Source organism: Acinetobacter sp. BSP-28 (genome assembly GCF_044130285.1).
Lineage (GTDB): Bacteria > Pseudomonadota > Gammaproteobacteria > Pseudomonadales > Moraxellaceae > Acinetobacter.
In genome coordinates this window covers 71039-91200 of the sequence record NZ_JBIQOB010000013.1, presented here as the reverse complement: position 1 = coordinate 91200, position 20162 = coordinate 71039, and the positions used below count along the sequence as shown (strand labels likewise).

Sequence of the window (20162 nt, the reverse complement as noted above, 5' to 3'; positions counted from 1 at the left end):
CTTTAACAATTCAGTGATAGCCATGAATTTCAGATGTGTGCTATCACTGAGAAGAAGAATAAAAAGGAAGATATCAATGAGCGTAGTCATAGAAACCCAGATGTTAATTCGCAAACCGGTTGCAGAGGTGTTTAATGCCTTTATTGACCCCGAAATCACCAGCAAGTTTTGGTTTACTTCATCTACCGGACACTTGATAGAAAACTCAACGGTAGACTGGTATTGGGAAAAATATGAAGTGACCATAAGTGTGTACGTAGAACAGTTGATTAACAATGAACTGATCCAGATCATCTGGGGCGAGCCCAAGAGCACGGTAGACTTCATTTTTGAGAAGTTGACAGCACACGAAACTTATCTTCGCATTCGCAATTATGATATTCCACTGGAAGGCTCAGACTTACTTGCTTTTGCTATTGAGCAAACAGGCGGTTTTACTACTGTGCTGGATGGCTGCAAAGCTTATCTGGAATATGGCGCGCAGTTAAATCTGGTGAATGACAAGTTTCCGCCCTTTGCTGAAATGGGGGTGATATAAACCTGAAGTTAAACGGTCTTGATCGTTGGTTACTTGGTATGCAGGTGGAGAAGTAGTTGCCCTAAAGCTGGCTAAAATATCTGGATGTCTAGGGGTGATTGCAATTTTATTCTGCAACAGAAGAGACAGGCCGGTTTAATCACTGCTTGGGATTTTGTTCTTTTAACAATAAATAATGCGGAATCCTTTTTTTTGCCTTATCGCGTAACTTTTTCTTGATGTACAACACTAGGGCAAAACAGGTGGTGGTGAGGGTCAGCAACATGCTGTTCATAAAGCTCATGAGGGAACTGACATAACCAATGGTGGTTAAACGGTTCATCATGTGGATGACCTGCGGACTACTTTCGACACCGGTAATGGCCCAGGTACATAAGTGTTCGCAGTTGTTAATAATCAGATGATACTGGTTTTCGTTCATGCGCGAACGCATACGCCGTACCACTTTGCGGCCGCGAAATTTGGGATTGTGATATTGCTGGATAATAATGGTTTTGCCAAAGCTGAATTTTTCTACTGAGGTAATCTCAATGGGGCGTTTCTTAAATAAATGGGCAAAACCTGAATAATGAATAACCCGGCCACGACCTGCATAGATGCCGTGATGAGAATATCCAAAGTGTTTAACTATAAGATGTGCCCCTAAAGGAAATCGTATTTTCTGCTGTTGCATGTAGACGTTTAACCAATAAAGTTACAAATATATTTTAGTGAGCTAGTTTACTTCTTCTTTGTGAAAGAATCGACTGTTTCACTAAGCTGACAGGCTTTTATATCACAACTACATCACAGTATAAATGTGAGGATTCAGCATACCTCATGAGCCATACCAGCATGAAGAAAATATTGTTAATAAAATGTGCAGTTATCACCTTACTCGGTTTGACCAGCATCACTTATGCAGACCTTTATACCCAGCACTGGCAGAGTGTACTGTGGATGTAGACATTGTTCAGATTGATCAGCCACAAAACCTGCGCCTGTTTTTAAATGATAGCCAAACCCATCAACCGCTGCGTAAATTCAAGGCCGTAGCAGAGCAGCTGAAACCATGTGAAAAGCTATTATTTGCCATGAATGCAGGTATGTATCATACAGACTATTCTCCGGTCGGGTTATATATTGAAGCATCCCAGCAACAGCAAAAACTTAATACGGTAAAACAGGCATATGGCAATTTTCATCTGCAACCGAATGGTGTATTGGCCTGGAATCAGCATCGCAGCCTGATCGCAAAGACGGAAGATTATCAAAAGCTTAGGTTTAATGCTGAATACGCGACACAATCTGGACCCATGCTGGTGATTGATGGGCAGATTAATCCCAGGTTTTTAAAAAATTCCGACTCATTTAAAATTCGTAATGCCGTGGGCATTAAAGATCAAACCTTATATTTCGTCATCAGTCGAAATGCGCTGAGTTTTTATCAGTTTGCACAATTTTTTAAACAGCAGCTTAAAGTGCAACAGGCCTTATATCTGGATGGCTCAATCTCAAGTGCCTATATTCCACAATTAAAGCACGCAGACTCACTGTTTAATTTAGGAGCAATAGTTGCCTATGTCGAGCAACGTAACTGTTTTGCTCAATGAATTAAATCATCAATAATTAAAATTTGTAGCCAATTTTTAAACCGTAGCCTATGGCATGGTTATGATTAAACTCACCGACTTGGGATGCTTCAGATACACCGGGAAGGGGAAGATAATAAGTACCATCTTGTGCAGTTGCATCACCGAGCCAATAGTATTTGACGCCGCCTGAAATAAAATAGTTGGGTTCAGGATTAAACTGTAATCCCAGGCCGATGCTCTTATAGCCTTTTGTAGGATTTAAAATTGATGCAGGATTCCCCGTGCCTGAATCCCAACCGAGATCAAATGCAGCGGACCATTTCGTGGTCAATTGTTGTGCCATGCCTAAAGTTACACTCCATTGGTCCTTTTGATAATCATCCAGATTAAAGCCTTCGCTATAACTGCCATTGCTGAGCGCAGTTGTGGCAAGCTCCGATAATGCACCGAACTGGGTAGGACGTATCACAAAATCTTTCCAGTTGACCCAGCGAATGGTCGAGTACAGTAAAGTTCCATCCATAATACCGGTCTGGAAATCCAGATTGACCGATTGCGGGGTAGAAACTCTGGTTTTGGCATTGTCTATAAGCAGTAGCGGGGTACCTAAAATGTTTTCTTCTACATTGATTTTATGATTGATTTTTGAGTGGTAGGTCAAGGAGGCTTTTAAGGCGAGCTCGGGAACCTGATAGGCAAGACCCGCTTTCCAGCCGAGGCCAGAATCTTGTTTAAATTTGGCGTTATAACCATTAAATTCTGCATATACTCGCCCACGAAGTGCAATATGACCTTCCACGGTTTGATAGGCGGGACCGGCATAGAGATTAATATTTTTGAAAGGTTGATAGCCTAAAATAAAACCCAGGTTTTGGCTGTCGACATTGACCTGAGTACCTTGCTGGCTAAGCGCTGTATCGGAGAAACTGCCATTGTCTTTTAATGGATAGTGTAAATCTGAACCAAAGGGCTGATCATAGAGAATGCCAAAAGAAAAATTTGGAATGAATTGCAGTTTCAGCGCGGCACTATGGTACTGGAAAGTCTGGGCAATATTATCGGTTGTAGAGTCGGTACTGTCAGGGTTAACCAGATCTGGACGTGAACCGAGGGTATGCCCGGACACTTCAGGATCTGCAGCAGTAATGGTGGCTTCAAAATAATGTCCGGATTCCAGAAAAGGCAACACGGATTGTCCTGATTGATCCATGGCTGCCGCCAGACTATGGGTTGAGATTAGGCTGCATAATATTGCCAGTCTAGGATAATACCGTTTCATATATTTTCCTTTTTCGGCTTATTTTTATTTTTGCTCTTGTTGTTTTTTATCTTGTATTCTTGCTTGCTTTTATTCTTACTTGTTTAGCTGTTCTATCGGTTTGTTAAAATTCTTATTCTAGTAGAGCATTTTTACATTGTGTGGCATAGCAGATTCTGGAAAAATGATGGGAACTATGTTTCGAAGTATTAAAATTTGGCCATAACGGGCTATACAACAATTTTCGGGGACAAATAAAAAGGCATTTAGTTGACTAAATGCCTTTATCTAGAGGGTTTAGACTCTATTATTGAAGTGGTAGATGCTGTAATTCATTTAACTCTTTACGGCTATAACCTCTCGAAATTAAAACTTTTTTAATTCCGGTGATGACTTTTTCATCTGTTGCTTTAGTTAAAGCTTGGATCAATTGTTCATTCGATTTACAAGAGCAATCATTTTCGACACACGAGATTTGATTCTTGTGTTCGTTTTGCTGTTGATTAGCAGAAAACAGCTTTTGCCAAAAACTCATAGAGCCTTCATACGCAACCTAACATAGATCGAAATATATCCAGTTTTATGAGAAATACAAGACTATAGCAGTGATAAAAGCAGCAGTTAGACACAAAAATTTCCGATAATGTCATAATAAGTTAACGGTAATATGACAGTCACTACTTAGTGATTCTTTATAAGCATTTAATTTACAATACAATAAAAAATGAAGCCCAAGTGGACTTCATTCATAAGTAAAGCAATTCAGAACAATATAATGAAATAAATTGTTTAAATCTTTTCCAGTAACACACCTGATTCGACATGATGGGTATAGGGGAACTGGTCAAACATCGCAAACTGGCTGATTTTATGCGTCGTTGACAAGGTCTTTAAATTGTCCTGCAAAGTGTCAGGGTTGCATGAAATATAGATGATGCGTTCAAAACGCTGTAGCAGTTTTAATGTTTCATCATCAATACCTGCACGTGGCGGATCAACAAATACTGTATCAAAGTCATAGCTGGTGATGTCGATTTCTGCTTCCTGCAAGCGACGGAATTCACGTTCGCCATTATAGGCCTCGGTAAATTCTTCAGCTGATAAACGTGCCACCTGAATATTGTCAATCTGGTTTTGTTCAATATTCCACTGCGCCGCATAGACCGATGATTTGGCCAATTCGGTTGCCAGCACGCGATTGAATTTTGTTGATAAAGGCAAGGTAAAGTTACCATTGCCACAGTACAATTCGAGCAAGTCTTTATCAGACTGTTTGGCCGCGTTACAAGCCCATTCCAGCATCTTTTGGCACACTTGAGCATTGGGTTGGGTAAAGCTGCTTTCGATTTGCTTATATTGATAAGTACGATCGAATACTTTTAACTCTTCCACCACATAATCATCTGTCAAAATGACACGTTGACCACGGCTACGACCATAAATTTTAATGTTGAGCTTATCAGACAGTGCTTTTGCTGCAACTTCCCATTCTGCATTGAGGGGGCAACGGTAAACCAGTGAAACCAGCATTTCACCTTTTAATGTTGCTAGAAAATGAACTTCAAATAAACGCTTAGATAGAATTTCTGTCGCTTTCAGTTCTTTTAACAGAACAGGCATTAAATCGTTAATGCTTTTATCTGCAATTGGAAATTCGTCAATGCGAATCACCTGTTTTTGATTATCTTCACTGCGTTCAAACATCGCATAAAACATATCGTCGTCAGTATGCCAAATGCGGAATTCTGCGCGCATACGGAAGTTTTGTTCAGGCGACTGAAATACTTCTAAAGAAGGAGGATTAAACTCGGCAAATTGAGCAGAAATACGTGCAATCTTGGCATCAAGTTGTAACTGATAAGCTGAAGTCATATGCAGTAAAAATCACAAACACATTGAAAACAGGGATGGTAACAAAGTTTGCCTAAGATGACTAAACTTATTCCCCGATAAGCAGTAGAAATATACAGATTGAGCTCAAATTCAAATGCGATTTTTTGATATTAAGAATGATAAAGGCAGATTTTTATTCAAAGGAAAAAAAGAGGGTCGTTGGAATGGTTTCGGAACAAAAAAGAAACCAAGTCAACCAGACCAGGGAGAAGTTGACTTGGCAAAGAGGAAACGACATTTCGTTATATTGTTAAGCACTGAAGTATTTTTTAAGTTTGGGATGACGTTAAAGTTTTAATTTAAGGTCATCAGGCTGGCATTACCTCCTGCAGCTGCAGTGTTAATACTGATGGCACGTTCAATCACCAATCGCTCTAAAGGAATATCATGATCAAGAGATTTTAAATGCGTGATACCAATAATCGCACCTGAACGGGCAGCAATTTGAGTTTGCAAATATTGCAGTTGGGCTTGGGTGCCATGATGCAACACGGCATCAAACTCACCGCTTTCAATGTTCTGGATCACGGCAAAACGCTGTGCAATTTCTTTTGGCATTTTAGCTAGATACTTCAGAACAAAGATATTATTTGCGAGTACCACGGGTTGACTGCCAACTGCAAAAATTGCAGCCAATTGTTGAATCTGATCCTGTTCCTGCTCCGCCAGAGAAAGTACGCGTTTTCTTGGCAAAACTACATATTGATTACTTTCACCGGTCGGGCCTTGCAATTCATAATGATGGCCAGCACAGAATGCAGGGCACGGTTGCAATTCATATTGATGGAAGGTCTTTTCTGCCCAAGCGTAAAACAGTTCATATAAAAGCTGATGTGCTGGCTGTTTGACCTGTGCCAGAGTTGCGAAAGGCTGAGCCAGTTTTTTCGCAGAACAATGCTGCATCAGACGGTATAGATAGATCGGGCCGCCAGCTTTAGGGCCGGTACCGGATAATCCTTCACCGCCAAAGGGTTGAACACCCACCACAGCACCGACAATATTACGGTTGATATATAAGTTACCGACTTCTGCCTGTGCAATGACAGTCTGAATGGTCTCATCAATACGGGTATGCAGTCCCATCGTCAGACCATAACCTTTGCTATTGATCTGCTCAAGTAACTGTTCTAATTGACCGTATTTATAGCGAATGACATGCAGCACTGGACCAAATACTTCACGCTGTAAATCATCTAGATTAGGTAATTCAATCAAGGTCGGTGGAATAAAGGTGCCTTGACTTAAAGCCTGATCCTGTGCTGTATTCAGCATCAGCTGATGAACGGGATGACCTTTAGAGCGCATTTGATCAATATGTTTTTGAATATTGCTTTGTGCCTCAAGATCAATCACCGGGCCGATATCGGTTTTAAGCAGGAAAGGATTGCCGACTCGAAGTTGTTGCATGGCGCCTTTGAGCATGCGGATGACAGTATCTGCATTATCTTCTTGAACGCAGAGCACACGCAGGGCGGAACAGCGCTGACCTGCACTGTCATAGGCTGAACTGACTACATCCAGAATCACTTGTTCGGTTAATGCAGATGAATCGACAATCATGGCATTTTGACCGCCGGTTTCTGCAATTAAAGGAATTGGATGACCTGATGGACTCAGTCTTTGCGCCAGCGTCTTTTGTAAAATTTTGGCGACTTCGGTTGAACCGGTAAACATGATGCCTTGAATACGCTCATCAGAACTTAATTGTGCACCGACCGTTTCACCTTGTCCTGGCAAGAGTTGTAGTACGTCATTTGGAATGCCGGCTTCCCATAAGATTTGAATCGCTTGTGCAGCAATCAGTGGTGTCTGTTCGGCAGGTTTGGCAATCACGATATTACCGGCAACCAGTGCCGCGGAAATTTGCCCGGTGAAAATGGCTAAGGGGAAATTCCAAGGGCTGATACATAACACCGTACCCAGTGGCTGAATAACGGCATCATCGTCCAGATCAATCATTTGTGCTGCGTAATAACGCAGAAAGTCTATTGCTTCACGAACTTCGGCAATCGCATTGGCATAGGTTTTACCACTTTCACGGCATAACAGAATCATCAGTTCTTGCATGCGTGATTGCATGATATCCGCTGCACGCTGTAGGCAAGCGGCACGTGTATCTTTAGCTGTATTGCTCCATTCAGCTTGAGCATTAACGGCATTATCTAGGGCTAGACTCACTTGTGCAGCAGTTGCTTCATGCACGTGGCCGACAAGATCAGAGTGATTTGCAGGATTCACAATAAGAAGTGATTGTGAAGTTGCCTCATTTGAGTCATTTTCAAGACCGAGGTTTTTACCCAAAGCCTGAGCTTGCCATTGCTGCTGACTAACATCCTGTGCAGTTTGATTTAGTAGCATTAACTCATGATCATTGGCTAAATCCAGACCAGCAGAGTTTGGACGGATATCGCCGTATAAATCTGCAGCCAGAGGAATAGCAGGGTGCTTTTGACCAATATGTGATTCTTTGGCTGCATTTTTCAAAATTTCTGCATGCGGATTTTCAATCAGGTCCTCAATTTTTAAGGTTTTGTCTGCAATCCGGTTAACGAAAGAAGTATTGGCGCCATTTTCCAGTAAACGACGGACTAAATAAGCCAGCAAGGTTTCATGATTCCCTACAGGGGCATAGATACGGCACGGCACCCCCAGTTTGTTATCTGTTTTATTCCCCACCACCTGTTCATACAGTGGTTCACCCATGCCATGCAGGCACTGGAATTCATATTGACCCGCATAGTAATGGTTTGGATCTGCCAGATGGTAAATAGTCGCCAGTGTTTGGGCATTATGGGTGGCAAACTGCGGGTAAATCTGCTCTGGGGCTGCAAGTAACTTTTTAGCGCAGGCAATATAAGATAGGTCAGTATGCATTTTACGGGTAAACACCGGATAGTCCGTCATGCCTTCAATTTGGGCTTTCTTGATTTCGCTATCCCAGTACGCGCCTTTGACCAAACGGATCATCAGGCGTTTTTGACTGCGTTTGGCCAGATCCACCACATAGTCCACCACGTAGAAACAGCGTTTCTGATAGGCCTGAATCACAAAGCCAATGCCCTTCCAGTCAGTAAGAGTCGGTTCAAAACACAGACGCTCCAGTAATTCTAGGGAAATTTCCAGACGTTCAGATTCTTCTGCATCAATATTCAGACCAATATTGTATTGTTTGGCAAGTTGAGCCAGCTGCAGTACTTTTGGATACAGCTCCTCATGCACACGGTCAATCTGCGCACGCTGATAGCGTGGATGCAGGGCAGAAAGCTTGATCGAGATGCCGGGGCCATCGTAAACATCTTTGTCTTTGGAGGCCTGACCAATGGCATGTATGGCATTGTTATAATCCTGAAAATAACGTTCAGCATCATGTTCGGTCAGCGCGGCTTCACCGAGCATGTCATAGGAATAACGGAAACCTTTATCTTCTAGAGGTTCTGCATGTTTTAGCGCTTCCTGAATGGTTTCACCGGTGACAAACTGTTCACCCATCATGCGCATCGCAACATCGACGGCCTTACGGATAATGCCACGACCACTACGGGCCAAAAGACCGGTCAGTACGCTAGACAAACTTTTCTGTTTGGGTGTTTCCATCAGCTTGCCGGTCAGCATGAGGCCCCAGGCTGCAGCATTAACAAACATCAGGTTGCTTTGCCCGACATGTTCTTTCCAGTTGCCCTGATTGATCTTGTCACGAATCAGCAAGTCACGCGTAGCACTGTCTGGAATCCGCAGCAGAGCTTCTGCCAGACACATCAGGGCAATGCCTTCTTGCGAGGAGAGGGAAAATTCCTGTAATAAACCCTGAACAATCCCGGCTTTACCGGCAGAGCTTTTGCGTTCACGCAAGCTATGAGCCAGATTAAACGCTAGATCATAAATGCGCTGATTCAGTTGTTCAGAAATCTGGCTATATTCAAGCAGGTTTTCAACACACTCGGGTTCAGCACGGCGCCAGGCAGTATTAATTTCAACTTCATAATCATTCTTTTCTTTGAATTCAGTAATATATTCAAAGTGAGGTTTTGCTTCATCGAAGTGAGTTTCGGTATCCATCATATTCATGCCAACGTCCTGTGCTGCCAATATTTTTGTTGAGTCAAATGCCTTATATAATTTATGATTACAGAATGAACGCCGAATAACTCACTATAATTTGTATTCATTTTAGAGAATAATTCTGATGACAAGCCCGATTTTCACCTTGGACAGAACGGATATCAAAATTTTAGATATTCTGCAAAATGATGGACGCATTTCAAATATAAAACTGGCTGAAGCGGTGAATCTATCCGCCACAGCAGCGTTGGCACGGGTGCAGAAATTAGCCAAAGATGGTTTTATTTTAGGCTATGAAGCCAAGCTTAATCCTGACATGCTGAATGCCAGTTTCGTGGTTTTTGTCGAGATTTTACTGGATAAAACCACCCCCAATGTTTTGGAGGAATTTTCAGATGCCATCATGCAATATCCTGAAATTGTGGAATGCCATATGATCAGCGGCGGTTTTGATTTTGTAGTGAAAATACGCTGTGCCAATATGGAAGAGTTCCGCAAAATTTCAGGACAAGTGCTGTGGCAATTGCCTGGAATTAAAGAAACACGAAGTTATCCGGTGATGGAAGTGATTAAAGAAAGTTCCAAGATTTATCTGAAAAGCAAAGGGTCTAAGTAAGGAAAAGTAAAAAGTTAAATAGAGCTAAGGGGCATCAAGCCCCTTAAATCCAATGATAATTCAGTTCATATTTATTTAAATTTTATAACGAATTTTCAGGTTGAGCCGGTATGCTATTTTGCAATTCAGCCATTTCTTTTTTATACAATTCATCGGCTTGTTCAAAACGTTGAATCACGTCCTGAGACGGTGCTTTTTCTAGCAAGCTCACAACAACAATGCTGACAAATGAAAGAATGAAACCGGGAATAATTTCATATAGTCCGGTACCGGCCATGGTGTTTTTCCATACAATCACGGTCAGGGCACCGACAATAATGCCTGCAATTGCGCTGTTTAAGGTCATGCGTTTCCAGAACAGCGATAGGATAATCAGTGGTCCAAATGCAGCGCCAAAACCTGCCCAAGCATAGGCCACCAGACCAAGCACTTTGCTGCTTGGGTTACTTGCAAGCACTATGGCAAGTACGGCAATGGCTAAAACCATAAAACGTCCCACCCAAACCAGTTCCTTTTGAGATGCATTTTTACGTAAAAATGATTTATATAAATCTTCGGTCAGGGTGCTTGAGCAAACCAAAAGCTGACAGCTAAGGGTACTCATGACCGCAGCTAAAATGGCAGCCAAAATGACTCCAGCAATCCATGGGTTAAACAGGATTTTGGTTAGTTCCATAAAGATGGTTTCCGGGTTTTGAGAAACTACAGTAGCCAGTTCAGCATGTTGCTGGAAATAGGCAATACCAATAAAACCGGCACCGACTGCACCACCCAGACATAGAATCATCCAGCTCATGCCAATACGACGTGCCGCTGGAATGGTTTTCACCGAATCGGCCGCCATAAAACGCACTAGAATATGGGGTTGCCCAAAATAGCCTAAGCGCCAAGCCAGCGAGGATAAAATGGCGGCAGTACTTAATCCTGAAAGCATATTGGTCGCATGAGGGCGGGCAGTTTCAATCATGGTTGCGAACTGCTGACTATGATCACCAATAGCCATATACGCCATGATCGGGGTGAGTAATAGGGCGAAAATCATCAAGCCAGCCTGGAAGGTATCTGTCCAGCTAATCGCGAGAAAACCACCGATGCATACATAACTAATGGTCGCAATCGCACTGATCCAAAGCGCCGTGGTATAGGACCAGCCAAAAATGCTTTCAAATAATCGTGCACCAGCCACCATGCCCGAAGCACAATAAATCGAGAAAAACACCAGAATAACCAAAGCGGAAATAATGCGTAAAACACGTTTGGAGTCACCAAAACGACTGGTGAAATAATCGGGCAGGGTGAGGGCATTGTTTTGCACCTCGGTATGTACCCGCAAGCGACCGGCGACCAATAGCCAGTTCAGCCATGCTCCGACAATCAGTCCAATCGCAATCCATGCTTCGGATAATCCTGAAAAATAAATGGCGCCGGGCAAGCCCATGAGTAACCAGCCACTCATATCGGAGGCACCTGCAGAAAGAGCAGTGACCACACTGCCCAGGCTGCGGCCACCAAGGATATAATCTGAAAAATCGCTGGTGGCTTTATAAGCATAGAGCCCAATCCCCACCATGGCGACAATATAAAAAATAAATGTGATTAAAGTCGGGTTCAGTTGACTCATGTACTCATCCTTCTGTCCATAGAAATACATCTGTCCAAGATGAATTTTTATCCATATTCGGTAAGGAGCTGATTCAAGCACAGAATCAAAATTACCTTCTGTTACATTTCTAAGGGATTTAATTATATGTTCTGTAGTGGAATGTATCTTTAGATACAATTAATAAAAAATTAGTAAAATTATATAATTACAAATATGGTGCTAAATGTCATTTATCAAATGAACAGCAATGCATATGTTTAATTGAAAAATCAGGCGATATGATTTGGAAATTGTATTTGTTAATTGGAACATTCAAGAGCAGACGGAAATTTACAACTGCTTACATTCGCTACAAAGTTCGACTCATTTGTTATAGAGCATTGCCAAATCAATATCGTTTTACTGTATTTAAAATTGAACAAAGCTTTAGGATTTCGATATTGCATCATTCTAGTCCATACCTGTGAGTATATAAAAAGTGTCTATAGTACAACCTGATAATACAAGAATAGAACGTGATTTGCTGGGAGCCAAGGAAGTTCCAGCAGCATGTTATTACGGCATTCATACTTTAAGGGCTTTGGAGAACTTTCAAATCTCCAATCAGAAAGTAGGGCATCAGCCACATTTTATTCGTGCCTTGGCACAGGTGAAAAAGGCTTCGGCTCAAACCAACTTCCAATTTGGCAAACTTTCAGAACAACTGAGTCAAGCTATTCAGCATGCCTGTAATGTCTTGATCGAACAACCTGAACAATGGCGTGAGGCTTTTCCTTTAGATGTCTATCAGGGCGGAGCCGGAACCTCGATCAACATGAATACCAATGAAGTACTGGCCAATATTGCACTGGAGCATTTGGGTTTTCATAAGGGGCAATATGAACATATTCATCCCAATGATCATGTTAATAAATCCCAATCGACCAACGACGTTTATCCTACGGCACTGCGTTTAGCGACTTATTATAGTCTGGATGATTTGCTGCTTCAGATTCAAAAACTGATTGATAGCTTACAGATCAAGGTAGCAGAGTTTCAGTTTGTATTGAAAATGGGACGGACCCAATTACAAGATGCTGTGCCGATGACCTTGGGACAGGAGTTTCGTGCTTTTGCCACATTGCTCAAAGAAGATCTACGTCTGATTCAACATACCCGTGAGCTGTTGCTGGAAGTCAATTTGGGCGCAACGGCAATTGGGACTGGAGTAAATACGCCTAAAGGTTATGCATATCAAGCTGTCCAGGCCTTAAGTAAAATCACCGGTCTGAACCTGATGGGCGCGGAAGATTATGTCGAAGCCACCAGTGATTGTGGGGTCTTTATTATTTTATCCAGTACCCTGAAACGACTGGCAGTCAAACTTTCAAAAATCTGTAATGACTTGCGCCTGTTGAGTTCTGGGCCACGAACCGGTCTGGCGGAAATACGCCTACCGGAATTACAGGCGGGTTCATCCATTATGCCGGCCAAAATCAATCCGGTGATTCCAGAAGTGGTCAATCAGATTGCCTATAAAGTGATTGGCAATGATCTCACCGTGACCATGGCCGCAGAAGCAGGGCAATTACAGTTAAATGTAATGGAACCGGTGATCGCTCTTTCGATTCATGAATCGATTGAATTGCTGACTCAAGCTATTGCCAGTCTGGAAAGTAAATGTATTTCAGGCATTCAGGCCAATGAGCAAACCTGTTATGACGCGGTGATGCGCAGTGTCGGCATTGTCACTTTACTTGATCCGATTTTAGGGCATGCCAAATGTGATGAGATCGGCAAGCAATGTATTGCCGAAAACAAAACTATTCAACAAGTGGTTTTGGAGCTGAAATTACTGACTCAGGTGCAGCTGGATGAAATATTTGCATTTAGCAACCTGGTTTCAGAAGTAAGCCTGCAGCATGAACCTTTGGCACAGGTCGGCTAATTGCTTGTTACAAGAATTAAATATGACGCTAATAGAAAGGTAGCTGTTTAAACTGCTACCTTTTTTATAAAAAATAATCTCTAGATCAGGCTGTACAGGGTTAAAATAGCAGGCGATCTTAAATATTTGTAATGCTTATGTTGAATAAACTGACTGGACTGTTTAAAAGTTCAAAACCTACTCCCGAACAGCTGTATCTACAAGAAAATAATATCCAGTTCGATCCGGAGCAAGGGTATATCGTTGATGGCTTAGTCGTCAATGAATGGTCAGAACGTTTAAGTTATTTCTCTAATCGCAAATTAACCAAGTTTGATGATTTAAAAGCCTTGTATTTCACAGCCATGATTATCAATGAAAAAATTGATCTGGAAATTGCCAATCAGCGTTTTGTCGCACATTTAGGCAATACGGAAGAAAATCTGTTGCAGTTGAAGCAAGTGGTCAAAAAGCTGAATGACTATTATCGCAACTTTAAACGCGAAAAATAATCACCTCATCCTATATGAGTACATGACATTTAAAAGGATTTAGCTGTCATGATTTGTGGAATATAAAAATAACTCAACCAAGAAAAAACCCATGTTAATATACTGCTCATGTCATTTAGACCAAAAGCTATATACATGTTCCAACAAGAAATTTCCCAATTAAATCTGCAACAGTTAAAGGCAGGTGAAAAACGCTGGGTCGGTAATTTACAAGGCTCATCTGCTTCTTTATTGTTTAAAGAAATTGCAGCACAAAGCCAGCAGTTATTTATTGTGGTGGCCAGAAATAACCAGCATTTGGGACAGTTGGAAAGTGAACTGGAATTTTACGGGATTAAACCCACCATTTTTCCGGATTGGGAAATTTTACCCTATGACAGATTGTCGCCCCATCAGGATATTGTGTCAGAACGTCTTTCGATTTTATCCAATATGCCAAAGCAGGGTGTGTTGCTGCTTTCGGCATCGACTTTAGTTCAGCGCGTTGCGCCAACCTCTTGGGTATTAGGTGAACATTTTGATATTAAAGTAGGACAAAAGTTTGAATTAGAACAGCAAAAACTGCGTTTGATTCAGGCTGGCTATCATCTAGTTGATACTGTTTATGATCATGGCGAATTTGCGGTGCGCGGTAGCATTATGGATATTTATGCGTCGGGTCAAAATGCGCCTATCCGTATAGATCTGTTTGATGATGAAATTGAAAGTTTAAAATTCTTCGATCCAGAAACACAAAGAACGACACAAACACTGCAACAGTTTTCAGTTTTGCCTGCCAAGGAATTTCCACTCAAAGAAGGACGCGCGACTTTCCGTGACCGTTATGCAGAAAGTTTCCCTAATGCAAATCCCAAGAAAAATCCGGTCTATCAGGATGTTTTAGAAGGCATTGCATCACCCGGACTAGAGTTTTATTTCCCTTTATTCTTTAGCAAAGAAGCCATGCAAAGCCAAAGTACACTCATGGCGTACTTACCAAAGAATGGCATTGTCATTACAGATAAGCATTTAGATGAAGGTTTAAGCAATTTCTGGAAAGATGTGCTGCATCGTTATGAAGATCGTCGTCATAATGTCGATCATCCAATTTTGCCGCCAGAAGACATTTTCTTGCAGCCGAATCAGGTGCTGGAACAGCTGAATCACTTTGCGCGAATTATTGCCTCACCTGAAGAATTTGTAGAAAAATCCGGGGTGATCAATTTCAATACTGAAATACCGCCACGTTTGCCGGTAGATCCAAAAAAAGAGAAACCGTTCGCTGTTGTTAAAAAATATATTGATGCGGTCAATCATCCAGTGCTGCTTGTGGCAGAAAGTGCTGGTCGCCGTGAAACACTCAAGGACGCCTTGCGTCCAGCGCTGGGAGACATTCCCAATGTTGAAAATTATGCACAATTCACAAGCTCTTTACATGCTATAGCCATTACCAGTGCACCGCTGGATCGGGGTCTGGTCATTCCTGATCAGCTTACCATCATCTCGGAAAACCAGCTCTATGAGCATCGGGTGGTGCAGCGCCGCCGCAAGCGTCAGCAAGAAGTATCCGAAGAATTCCTGATTCGCAGTTTAACTGAACTGAGTATTGGTGCCCCTGTGGTGCATATCGATCATGGGGTCGGACGTTATGCCGGCCTGGTCACTTTAAGCATTGACGACCAGGAACATGAATTTTTACAGTTGGATTATGCTGATGCTGCCAAGGTCTATGTTCCGGTCACCAATCTGCATTTAATCAGCCGTTATAGCGGCGGCGATCCAGATTTGGCCCCCTTGCATAAACTGGGCACCGATGCCTGGAGCAAGGCAAAACGTAAAGCGTTGGAACAAATCCATGATGTTGCTGCTGAACTGCTGCATATTCAGGCACGCCGTCAATCTAAACCCGGTTTCAGCTTTGAACTGGAACAAAGTCCATATATGCAGTTTGCCAGCGGCTTTGCCTATGAAGAAACCTTGGATCAGGCCAATGCCATTGAGGCGACTTTGCATGATATGCAACTGGCCAAACCGATGGATCGTCTGGTGTGTGGTGATGTTGGTTTTGGTAAGACTGAAGTGGCGATGCGTGCAGCATTTGTTGCAGTACAAAACAACAAGCAGGTGGCTGTTTTGGTTCCCACCACCTTGCTGGCACAGCAGCATTATGAATCGTTTAAAGACCGTTTTGCTGACTGGCCGATCCGTATTGAAGTGCTGTCACGGTTTGGTTCAAGTAAATCCCATAGTAAAACCATTGAAGACCTGGCTGATGGTAAAGTCGATATTGTGATTGGTACGCATAAAATTTTGCAGCAGAATATCCAGTTTAAAAATCTGGGCCTGATGATTGTCGATGAAGAGCATCGTTTTGGGGTACGTGATAAAGAACGTATTAAAGCTATGCGTGCAGATGTCGATATGCTGACTCTCACCGCGACGCCAATTCCACGAACTTTAAATATGGCCTTTAGTGGGATGCGCGACCTTTCGATTATCGCTACACCGCCTGCACGTCGTCTGGCTGTAAAAACCTTTGTACAGGAACAGACCAGTGAGTCGGTTAAAGAAGCCATTCTGCGTGAATTGCTGCGCGGTGGACAGGTATATTTCCTGCATAATGAAGTGGATACCATTGAGCGCACTGCTGAAAATATTCGTGAACTGGTGCCTGAGGCCCGGGTGGCGGTTGCTCATGGCCAAATGCGGGAACGTGAACTGGAGCAGGTGATGCAGCAGTTCTATCATAAAGAATACAATGTGCTGGTCTGTTCAACCATTATTGAAACCGGGATTGACGTTCCCAATGCCAATACCATTTTAATTGAACGCGCTGATAAGCTGGGGCTTGCCCAGTTGCACCAATTACGCGGCCGTGTCGGACGTTCACACCATCAAGCTTATGCCTACTTGCTGGTACCTTCAATCAAGGGGTTAAAGGGAGATGCGGAAAAGCGTCTGGATGCGATTCAGCGCGCATCGAATTTAGGGGCTGGTTTCATGCTGGCGACGGAAGATCTGGAAATTCGTGGTGCCGGTGAACTGTTGGGCGAACAGCAAAGTGGTTCCATGCAGGCGATTGGTTATAGCCTGTATATGGAAATGCTGGAAAAAGCCACCAAAGCCATCCAAAAAGGCAAAACCCCGAATTTCGATGCACCATTGTCCCTGATTGCGGAAATCAATCTACATATGCCAGCCTTGATTCCAGATGAATATCTGGGAGATGTGCATCAGCGCCTATTGTTCTATAAACGCATCAGTAATACCGATACCCAGGAAAAACTCGATAATATCCGCATGGAGCTGATTGACCGGTTTGGTGTGCCACCGCAGCCAGTGAAGCAGTTATTTGCTGTGCATCAGATTCGTTTGAAAGCTGAGCAGCTGGGCATTACCAAAATTGATATCAGTGCTAATGGTGGTCATATTGAATTTTCACCAGAAACACCAGTACAGGCCATCAGTATTATTCAAATGATGCAAAAACATCCGACCTTTTTCCGCATGGATGGCGGGCAACGCCTGAAAGTCATGGTCATGCTGGAAGATTATCAAAAACGTATCCAGTTTATTATCGATTTATTGGACAGTTTATTGAAAGAAATTCATTGATTTGACAGGGAGTGCATAAGATTTATGCACTCGCTTTGCAATTTGTGCATATTTTAAAAATTAGTGCGATGAACCGCTTGATTTTTTTAAGAAATTTATTAAATTCTTCAGTGCTCAGGTATTCATTGCAAATAGTGGTTTATTTGTAATGAAACACATAGCATAGAATATTCACGTCCCATAGTATGTGATAGTATTAGCCATCATTCTAATTTTGCATAATTTATAAAGATATGTTTAGTTTGCATCCACAACTTGCTCAAGATACTTTTTTTGTAGGCGACTTTCCACTGTCAACATGTCGTTTAATGAATGATATGCAATTTCCGTGGCTCATATTAATTCCACGCGTACCTGGCGTGAGCGAATTATATGAATTAAGTCAGGCTGACCAAGAACAATTCCTTCGCGAATCTAGCTGGTTATCCAGCCAGCTTTCACGTGTATTCCGTGCCGACAAAATGAATGTGGCAGCACTTGGAAACATGGTTCCACAATTACATTTTCATCATGTTGTTCGTTACCAAAATGACGTGGCTTGGCCAAAACCAGTTTGGGGAACACCTGCAGTTCCTTATACCAATGAAGTCCTTGCACATATGCGCCAAACTTTAATGCTTGCGCTGCGTGGTCAGGGTGATATGCCTTTTGACTGGCGCATGGATTAATTCCTGCCATTAAAAGCCATAGTATGGAATTTATGGTGTAAAGACTCGGATCAGGAGTGATTGAGTGTCATTAGACGACTGGATTAGAAAAGAACCCAGACAATTTGAATATTTCCATCGTTTGATGGGATATATGATGTTGTCCTTACTCGTTATTGTCTACCATTACACGGCTTCTGACACTCAATACCAGATCTATATTCCATTTTTCCTGTTGTTCATTTTTCTGATTACACCGAAATTATCGACCTGGCTCCAGTACCGTTATAATTCCAATATAAAACGTAGCGTCTTATTTATTATCGATGTTATTGTTATTTCGGTGATTTTATCTGCTATTCATTTAAACCTGGTTCTGACGTTTATTTCTCTGTTTGTTATTTTATATACCGCAATCAGTAACAAAATTTCTTTTTTAGCGGTGTCATTGGCAAGCCTGATTGGAATCGCAAATTTTTATCTGTGTAACATTCTGGTTTTCGGTTTTGGCGAGTATTTTGAACAAACCACAGGTGAGTTAACCGTTTTAGGTTTTATCTGCTTAATTACTTTTTTTGGTGTGGGCAGTTTTTACCAAAGCAGCCAGATTCAGCATATCAGTGATCGCCGAACCTATTATTACGATCAAATGAATCGTTATATGGAGTTCGCAAATCAGCTGAGCCGATATGCACCTGTGCAATTGTGGCAGTCGATCATGAAAGGCGAATCGGAAGCCAAAATTGAATACAAGCGTAAGAAAATGACCATTTTTTTTTCGGATATTCAAGGTTTTACCGAACTTTCTGAAACGCTGATTCCTGATGATTTAGCCTTCCTGCTCAATGACTATTTAAGTCATATGACCGAAATTGCCAAACAGTATGAAGCGACTGTCGACAAGTTTATGGGGGATGCCATCCTGATTTTCTTTGGTGATCCGATCTCGCAGGGTGTTGAACAAGATGCCAAAACTTGTTTAGACATGGCGATTGATATGCGTCAGCAAATGAAACTGTTACGTGAACGCTGGATCAAGATGGGCTATCCGGCTCTGCATATCCGTATGGGGATTAGTACAGGATATTGTCACGTGGGTAACTATGGCGCGGCACATCGAATGGCCTATACCATTGTCGGACGTGATGCCAATTTGGCCGCGCGTCTACAAAGTGCAGCAGCAGTTGATGAAATCCTGATTTCTGATGAAACCTATAATTTAATTAAAAATGACTATTTATGTGCACCTAAAGCACCGATTACACTGAAAGGCATTCAAGGTCCAGTGAAGACCTGGCAAGTCATGGAAAAATATACCTCGCGTAAATCGGATTATCAGCGCTGGTTTGATTATGAGTACAAGGGCTTCCATTTATTGTTGAATTTGGATGAAGTTCAAAACTATGAATATCCAGAGCTGATTCAAGTCTTAGAGAAGATGATTAAGCGAATTCAGAAACAACAAAAAATGACCAATTCAGAAGGTATTGTTCGACTCAATTTAGCAGATGTGATTGAAGATGAGAAAAACGAACAGTATCACTAAAAATAATTATTTTGATGAAGTTTTAAAGATAAAAAACCACGCAATTGCGTGGTTTTTTATGGCTAAAAATCTTAATGATTTTCAGAGGCGTGGTTGATGGTGTATTTTGGAATTTCAACTTCCAAATCTTCATCGACAATTTTAACCTGGCATGAAAGACGTGAATCAGGTTCAAGACCCCAGGCGCGATCGAGTAAATCTGCTTCAACATCGCTCATTTCTTCAAGGCTGTCAAAGCCTTTACGAACAACGACATGGCAAGTGGTACATGCACAAGACATGTCGCAGGCATGTTCAATCTTGATGCCATTTTTTAAAAGGCTTTCGCAAAGGTTAGCATCTTGTTCAACTTCAAACTCGGCACCATTAGGGCAAATTTGCGCATGTGGAAGAACTTTAATACGTGGCATAATTTT

At 42.1% G+C, this 20162-nt stretch carries 15 protein-coding genes; 8 read left to right on the top strand and 7 right to left on the bottom strand.

What is annotated here, in order from left to right:
• The first annotated feature begins 76 nt into the window (after window positions 1–76).
• Window positions 77–538, top strand: coding sequence for an SRPBCC domain-containing protein (locus ACE01R_RS11165; RefSeq protein WP_395551258.1), 462 nt, complete (start codon window positions 77–79; stop codon window positions 536–538).
• A gap of 139 nt (window positions 539–677) precedes the next feature.
• Here ACE01R_RS11165 and ACE01R_RS11160 read toward each other — a convergent pair whose 3' ends face one another.
• A complete protein-coding gene (locus tag ACE01R_RS11160) occupies window positions 678–1211 on the bottom strand; it encodes a lecithin retinol acyltransferase family protein (protein ID WP_395551257.1) in 534 nt (177 codons plus the stop codon).
• Between the two features lie 184 nt (window positions 1212–1395).
• On the opposite strand from ACE01R_RS11160, the gene ACE01R_RS11155 reads away from it, so the two are divergent.
• Complete coding sequence (locus ACE01R_RS11155) at window positions 1396–2130, top strand: phosphodiester glycosidase family protein (RefSeq protein WP_395551256.1); 735 nt, start codon at window positions 1396–1398, stop codon at window positions 2128–2130.
• Window positions 2131–2146: 16 nt separating this feature from the next.
• Here ACE01R_RS11155 and ACE01R_RS11150 read toward each other — a convergent pair whose 3' ends face one another.
• The 4 genes from ACE01R_RS11150 to putA all read right to left on the bottom strand — a co-directional run bounded on the left by ACE01R_RS11150 (window position 2147) and on the right by putA (window position 9328).
• Window positions 2147–3391, bottom strand: a complete 1245-nt coding sequence (locus ACE01R_RS11150) for an OmpP1/FadL family transporter (protein WP_395551255.1) — start codon at window positions 3389–3391, stop codon at window positions 2147–2149.
• A 286-nt stretch (window positions 3392–3677) separates the two neighbouring features.
• Complete coding sequence (locus tag ACE01R_RS11145) at window positions 3678–3905, bottom strand: hypothetical protein (protein ID WP_395551254.1); 228 nt, start codon at window positions 3903–3905, stop codon at window positions 3678–3680.
• Between the two features lie 254 nt (window positions 3906–4159).
• Window positions 4160–5242 carry a tRNA (uridine(54)-C5)-methyltransferase TrmA gene (gene trmA / locus ACE01R_RS11140; protein ID WP_395551253.1) on the bottom strand — a complete coding sequence of 361 codons (1083 nt, stop codon included), beginning with the start codon at window positions 5240–5242 and terminating at the stop codon, window positions 4160–4162.
• 315 nt (window positions 5243–5557) lie between these two features.
• Window positions 5558–9328 carry a trifunctional transcriptional regulator/proline dehydrogenase/L-glutamate gamma-semialdehyde dehydrogenase gene (gene putA / locus ACE01R_RS11135; RefSeq protein WP_395551252.1) on the bottom strand — a complete coding sequence of 1257 codons (3771 nt, stop codon included), beginning with the start codon at window positions 9326–9328 and terminating at the stop codon, window positions 5558–5560.
• Between the two features lie 118 nt (window positions 9329–9446).
• Between putA and ACE01R_RS11130 the strand changes: the two genes are divergently transcribed.
• On the top strand, window positions 9447–9938 hold the full coding sequence (locus ACE01R_RS11130) for an Lrp/AsnC ligand binding domain-containing protein (RefSeq protein WP_395551251.1): 492 nt from the start codon (window positions 9447–9449) through the stop codon (window positions 9936–9938).
• An 82-nt stretch (window positions 9939–10020) separates the two neighbouring features.
• Here the strand turns inward: ACE01R_RS11130 and putP are convergent, their stop codons facing one another.
• Window positions 10021–11559 (bottom strand): sodium/proline symporter PutP, encoded by a 1539-nt coding sequence (gene putP / locus ACE01R_RS11125; RefSeq protein WP_395551250.1) that lies wholly within the window; start codon window positions 11557–11559, stop codon window positions 10021–10023.
• Window positions 11560–12019: 460 nt separating this feature from the next.
• Here putP and aspA point away from each other — a divergent pair, with 460 nt between their 5' ends.
• The 5 genes from aspA to ACE01R_RS11100 all read left to right on the top strand — a co-directional run bounded on the left by aspA (window position 12020) and on the right by ACE01R_RS11100 (window position 19746).
• Window positions 12020–13468: an aspartate ammonia-lyase gene (gene aspA, locus ACE01R_RS11120; RefSeq protein ID WP_395551249.1), complete on the top strand. Its 1449-nt coding sequence runs from the start codon at window positions 12020–12022 to the stop codon at window positions 13466–13468.
• A 137-nt stretch (window positions 13469–13605) separates the two neighbouring features.
• Window positions 13606–13959: a hypothetical protein gene (locus ACE01R_RS11115; RefSeq protein ID WP_395551248.1), complete on the top strand. Its 354-nt coding sequence runs from the start codon at window positions 13606–13608 to the stop codon at window positions 13957–13959.
• Window positions 13960–14094: 135 nt separating this feature from the next.
• On the top strand, window positions 14095–17553 hold the full coding sequence (gene mfd / locus ACE01R_RS11110; RefSeq protein WP_395551247.1) for a transcription-repair coupling factor: 3459 nt from the start codon (window positions 14095–14097) through the stop codon (window positions 17551–17553).
• A gap of 233 nt (window positions 17554–17786) precedes the next feature.
• A complete protein-coding gene (locus tag ACE01R_RS11105; RefSeq protein ID WP_092819429.1) occupies window positions 17787–18221 on the top strand; it encodes an HIT domain-containing protein in 435 nt (144 codons plus the stop codon).
• 64 nt (window positions 18222–18285) lie between these two features.
• Window positions 18286–19746, top strand: a complete 1461-nt coding sequence (locus tag ACE01R_RS11100; protein WP_395551246.1) for an adenylate/guanylate cyclase domain-containing protein — start codon at window positions 18286–18288, stop codon at window positions 19744–19746.
• A gap of 71 nt (window positions 19747–19817) precedes the next feature.
• Here ACE01R_RS11100 and fdx read toward each other — a convergent pair whose 3' ends face one another.
• A complete protein-coding gene (fdx, locus tag ACE01R_RS11095; protein WP_395551274.1) occupies window positions 19818–20156 on the bottom strand; it encodes an ISC system 2Fe-2S type ferredoxin in 339 nt (112 codons plus the stop codon).
• Window positions 20157–20162: the final 6 nt, after the last annotated feature.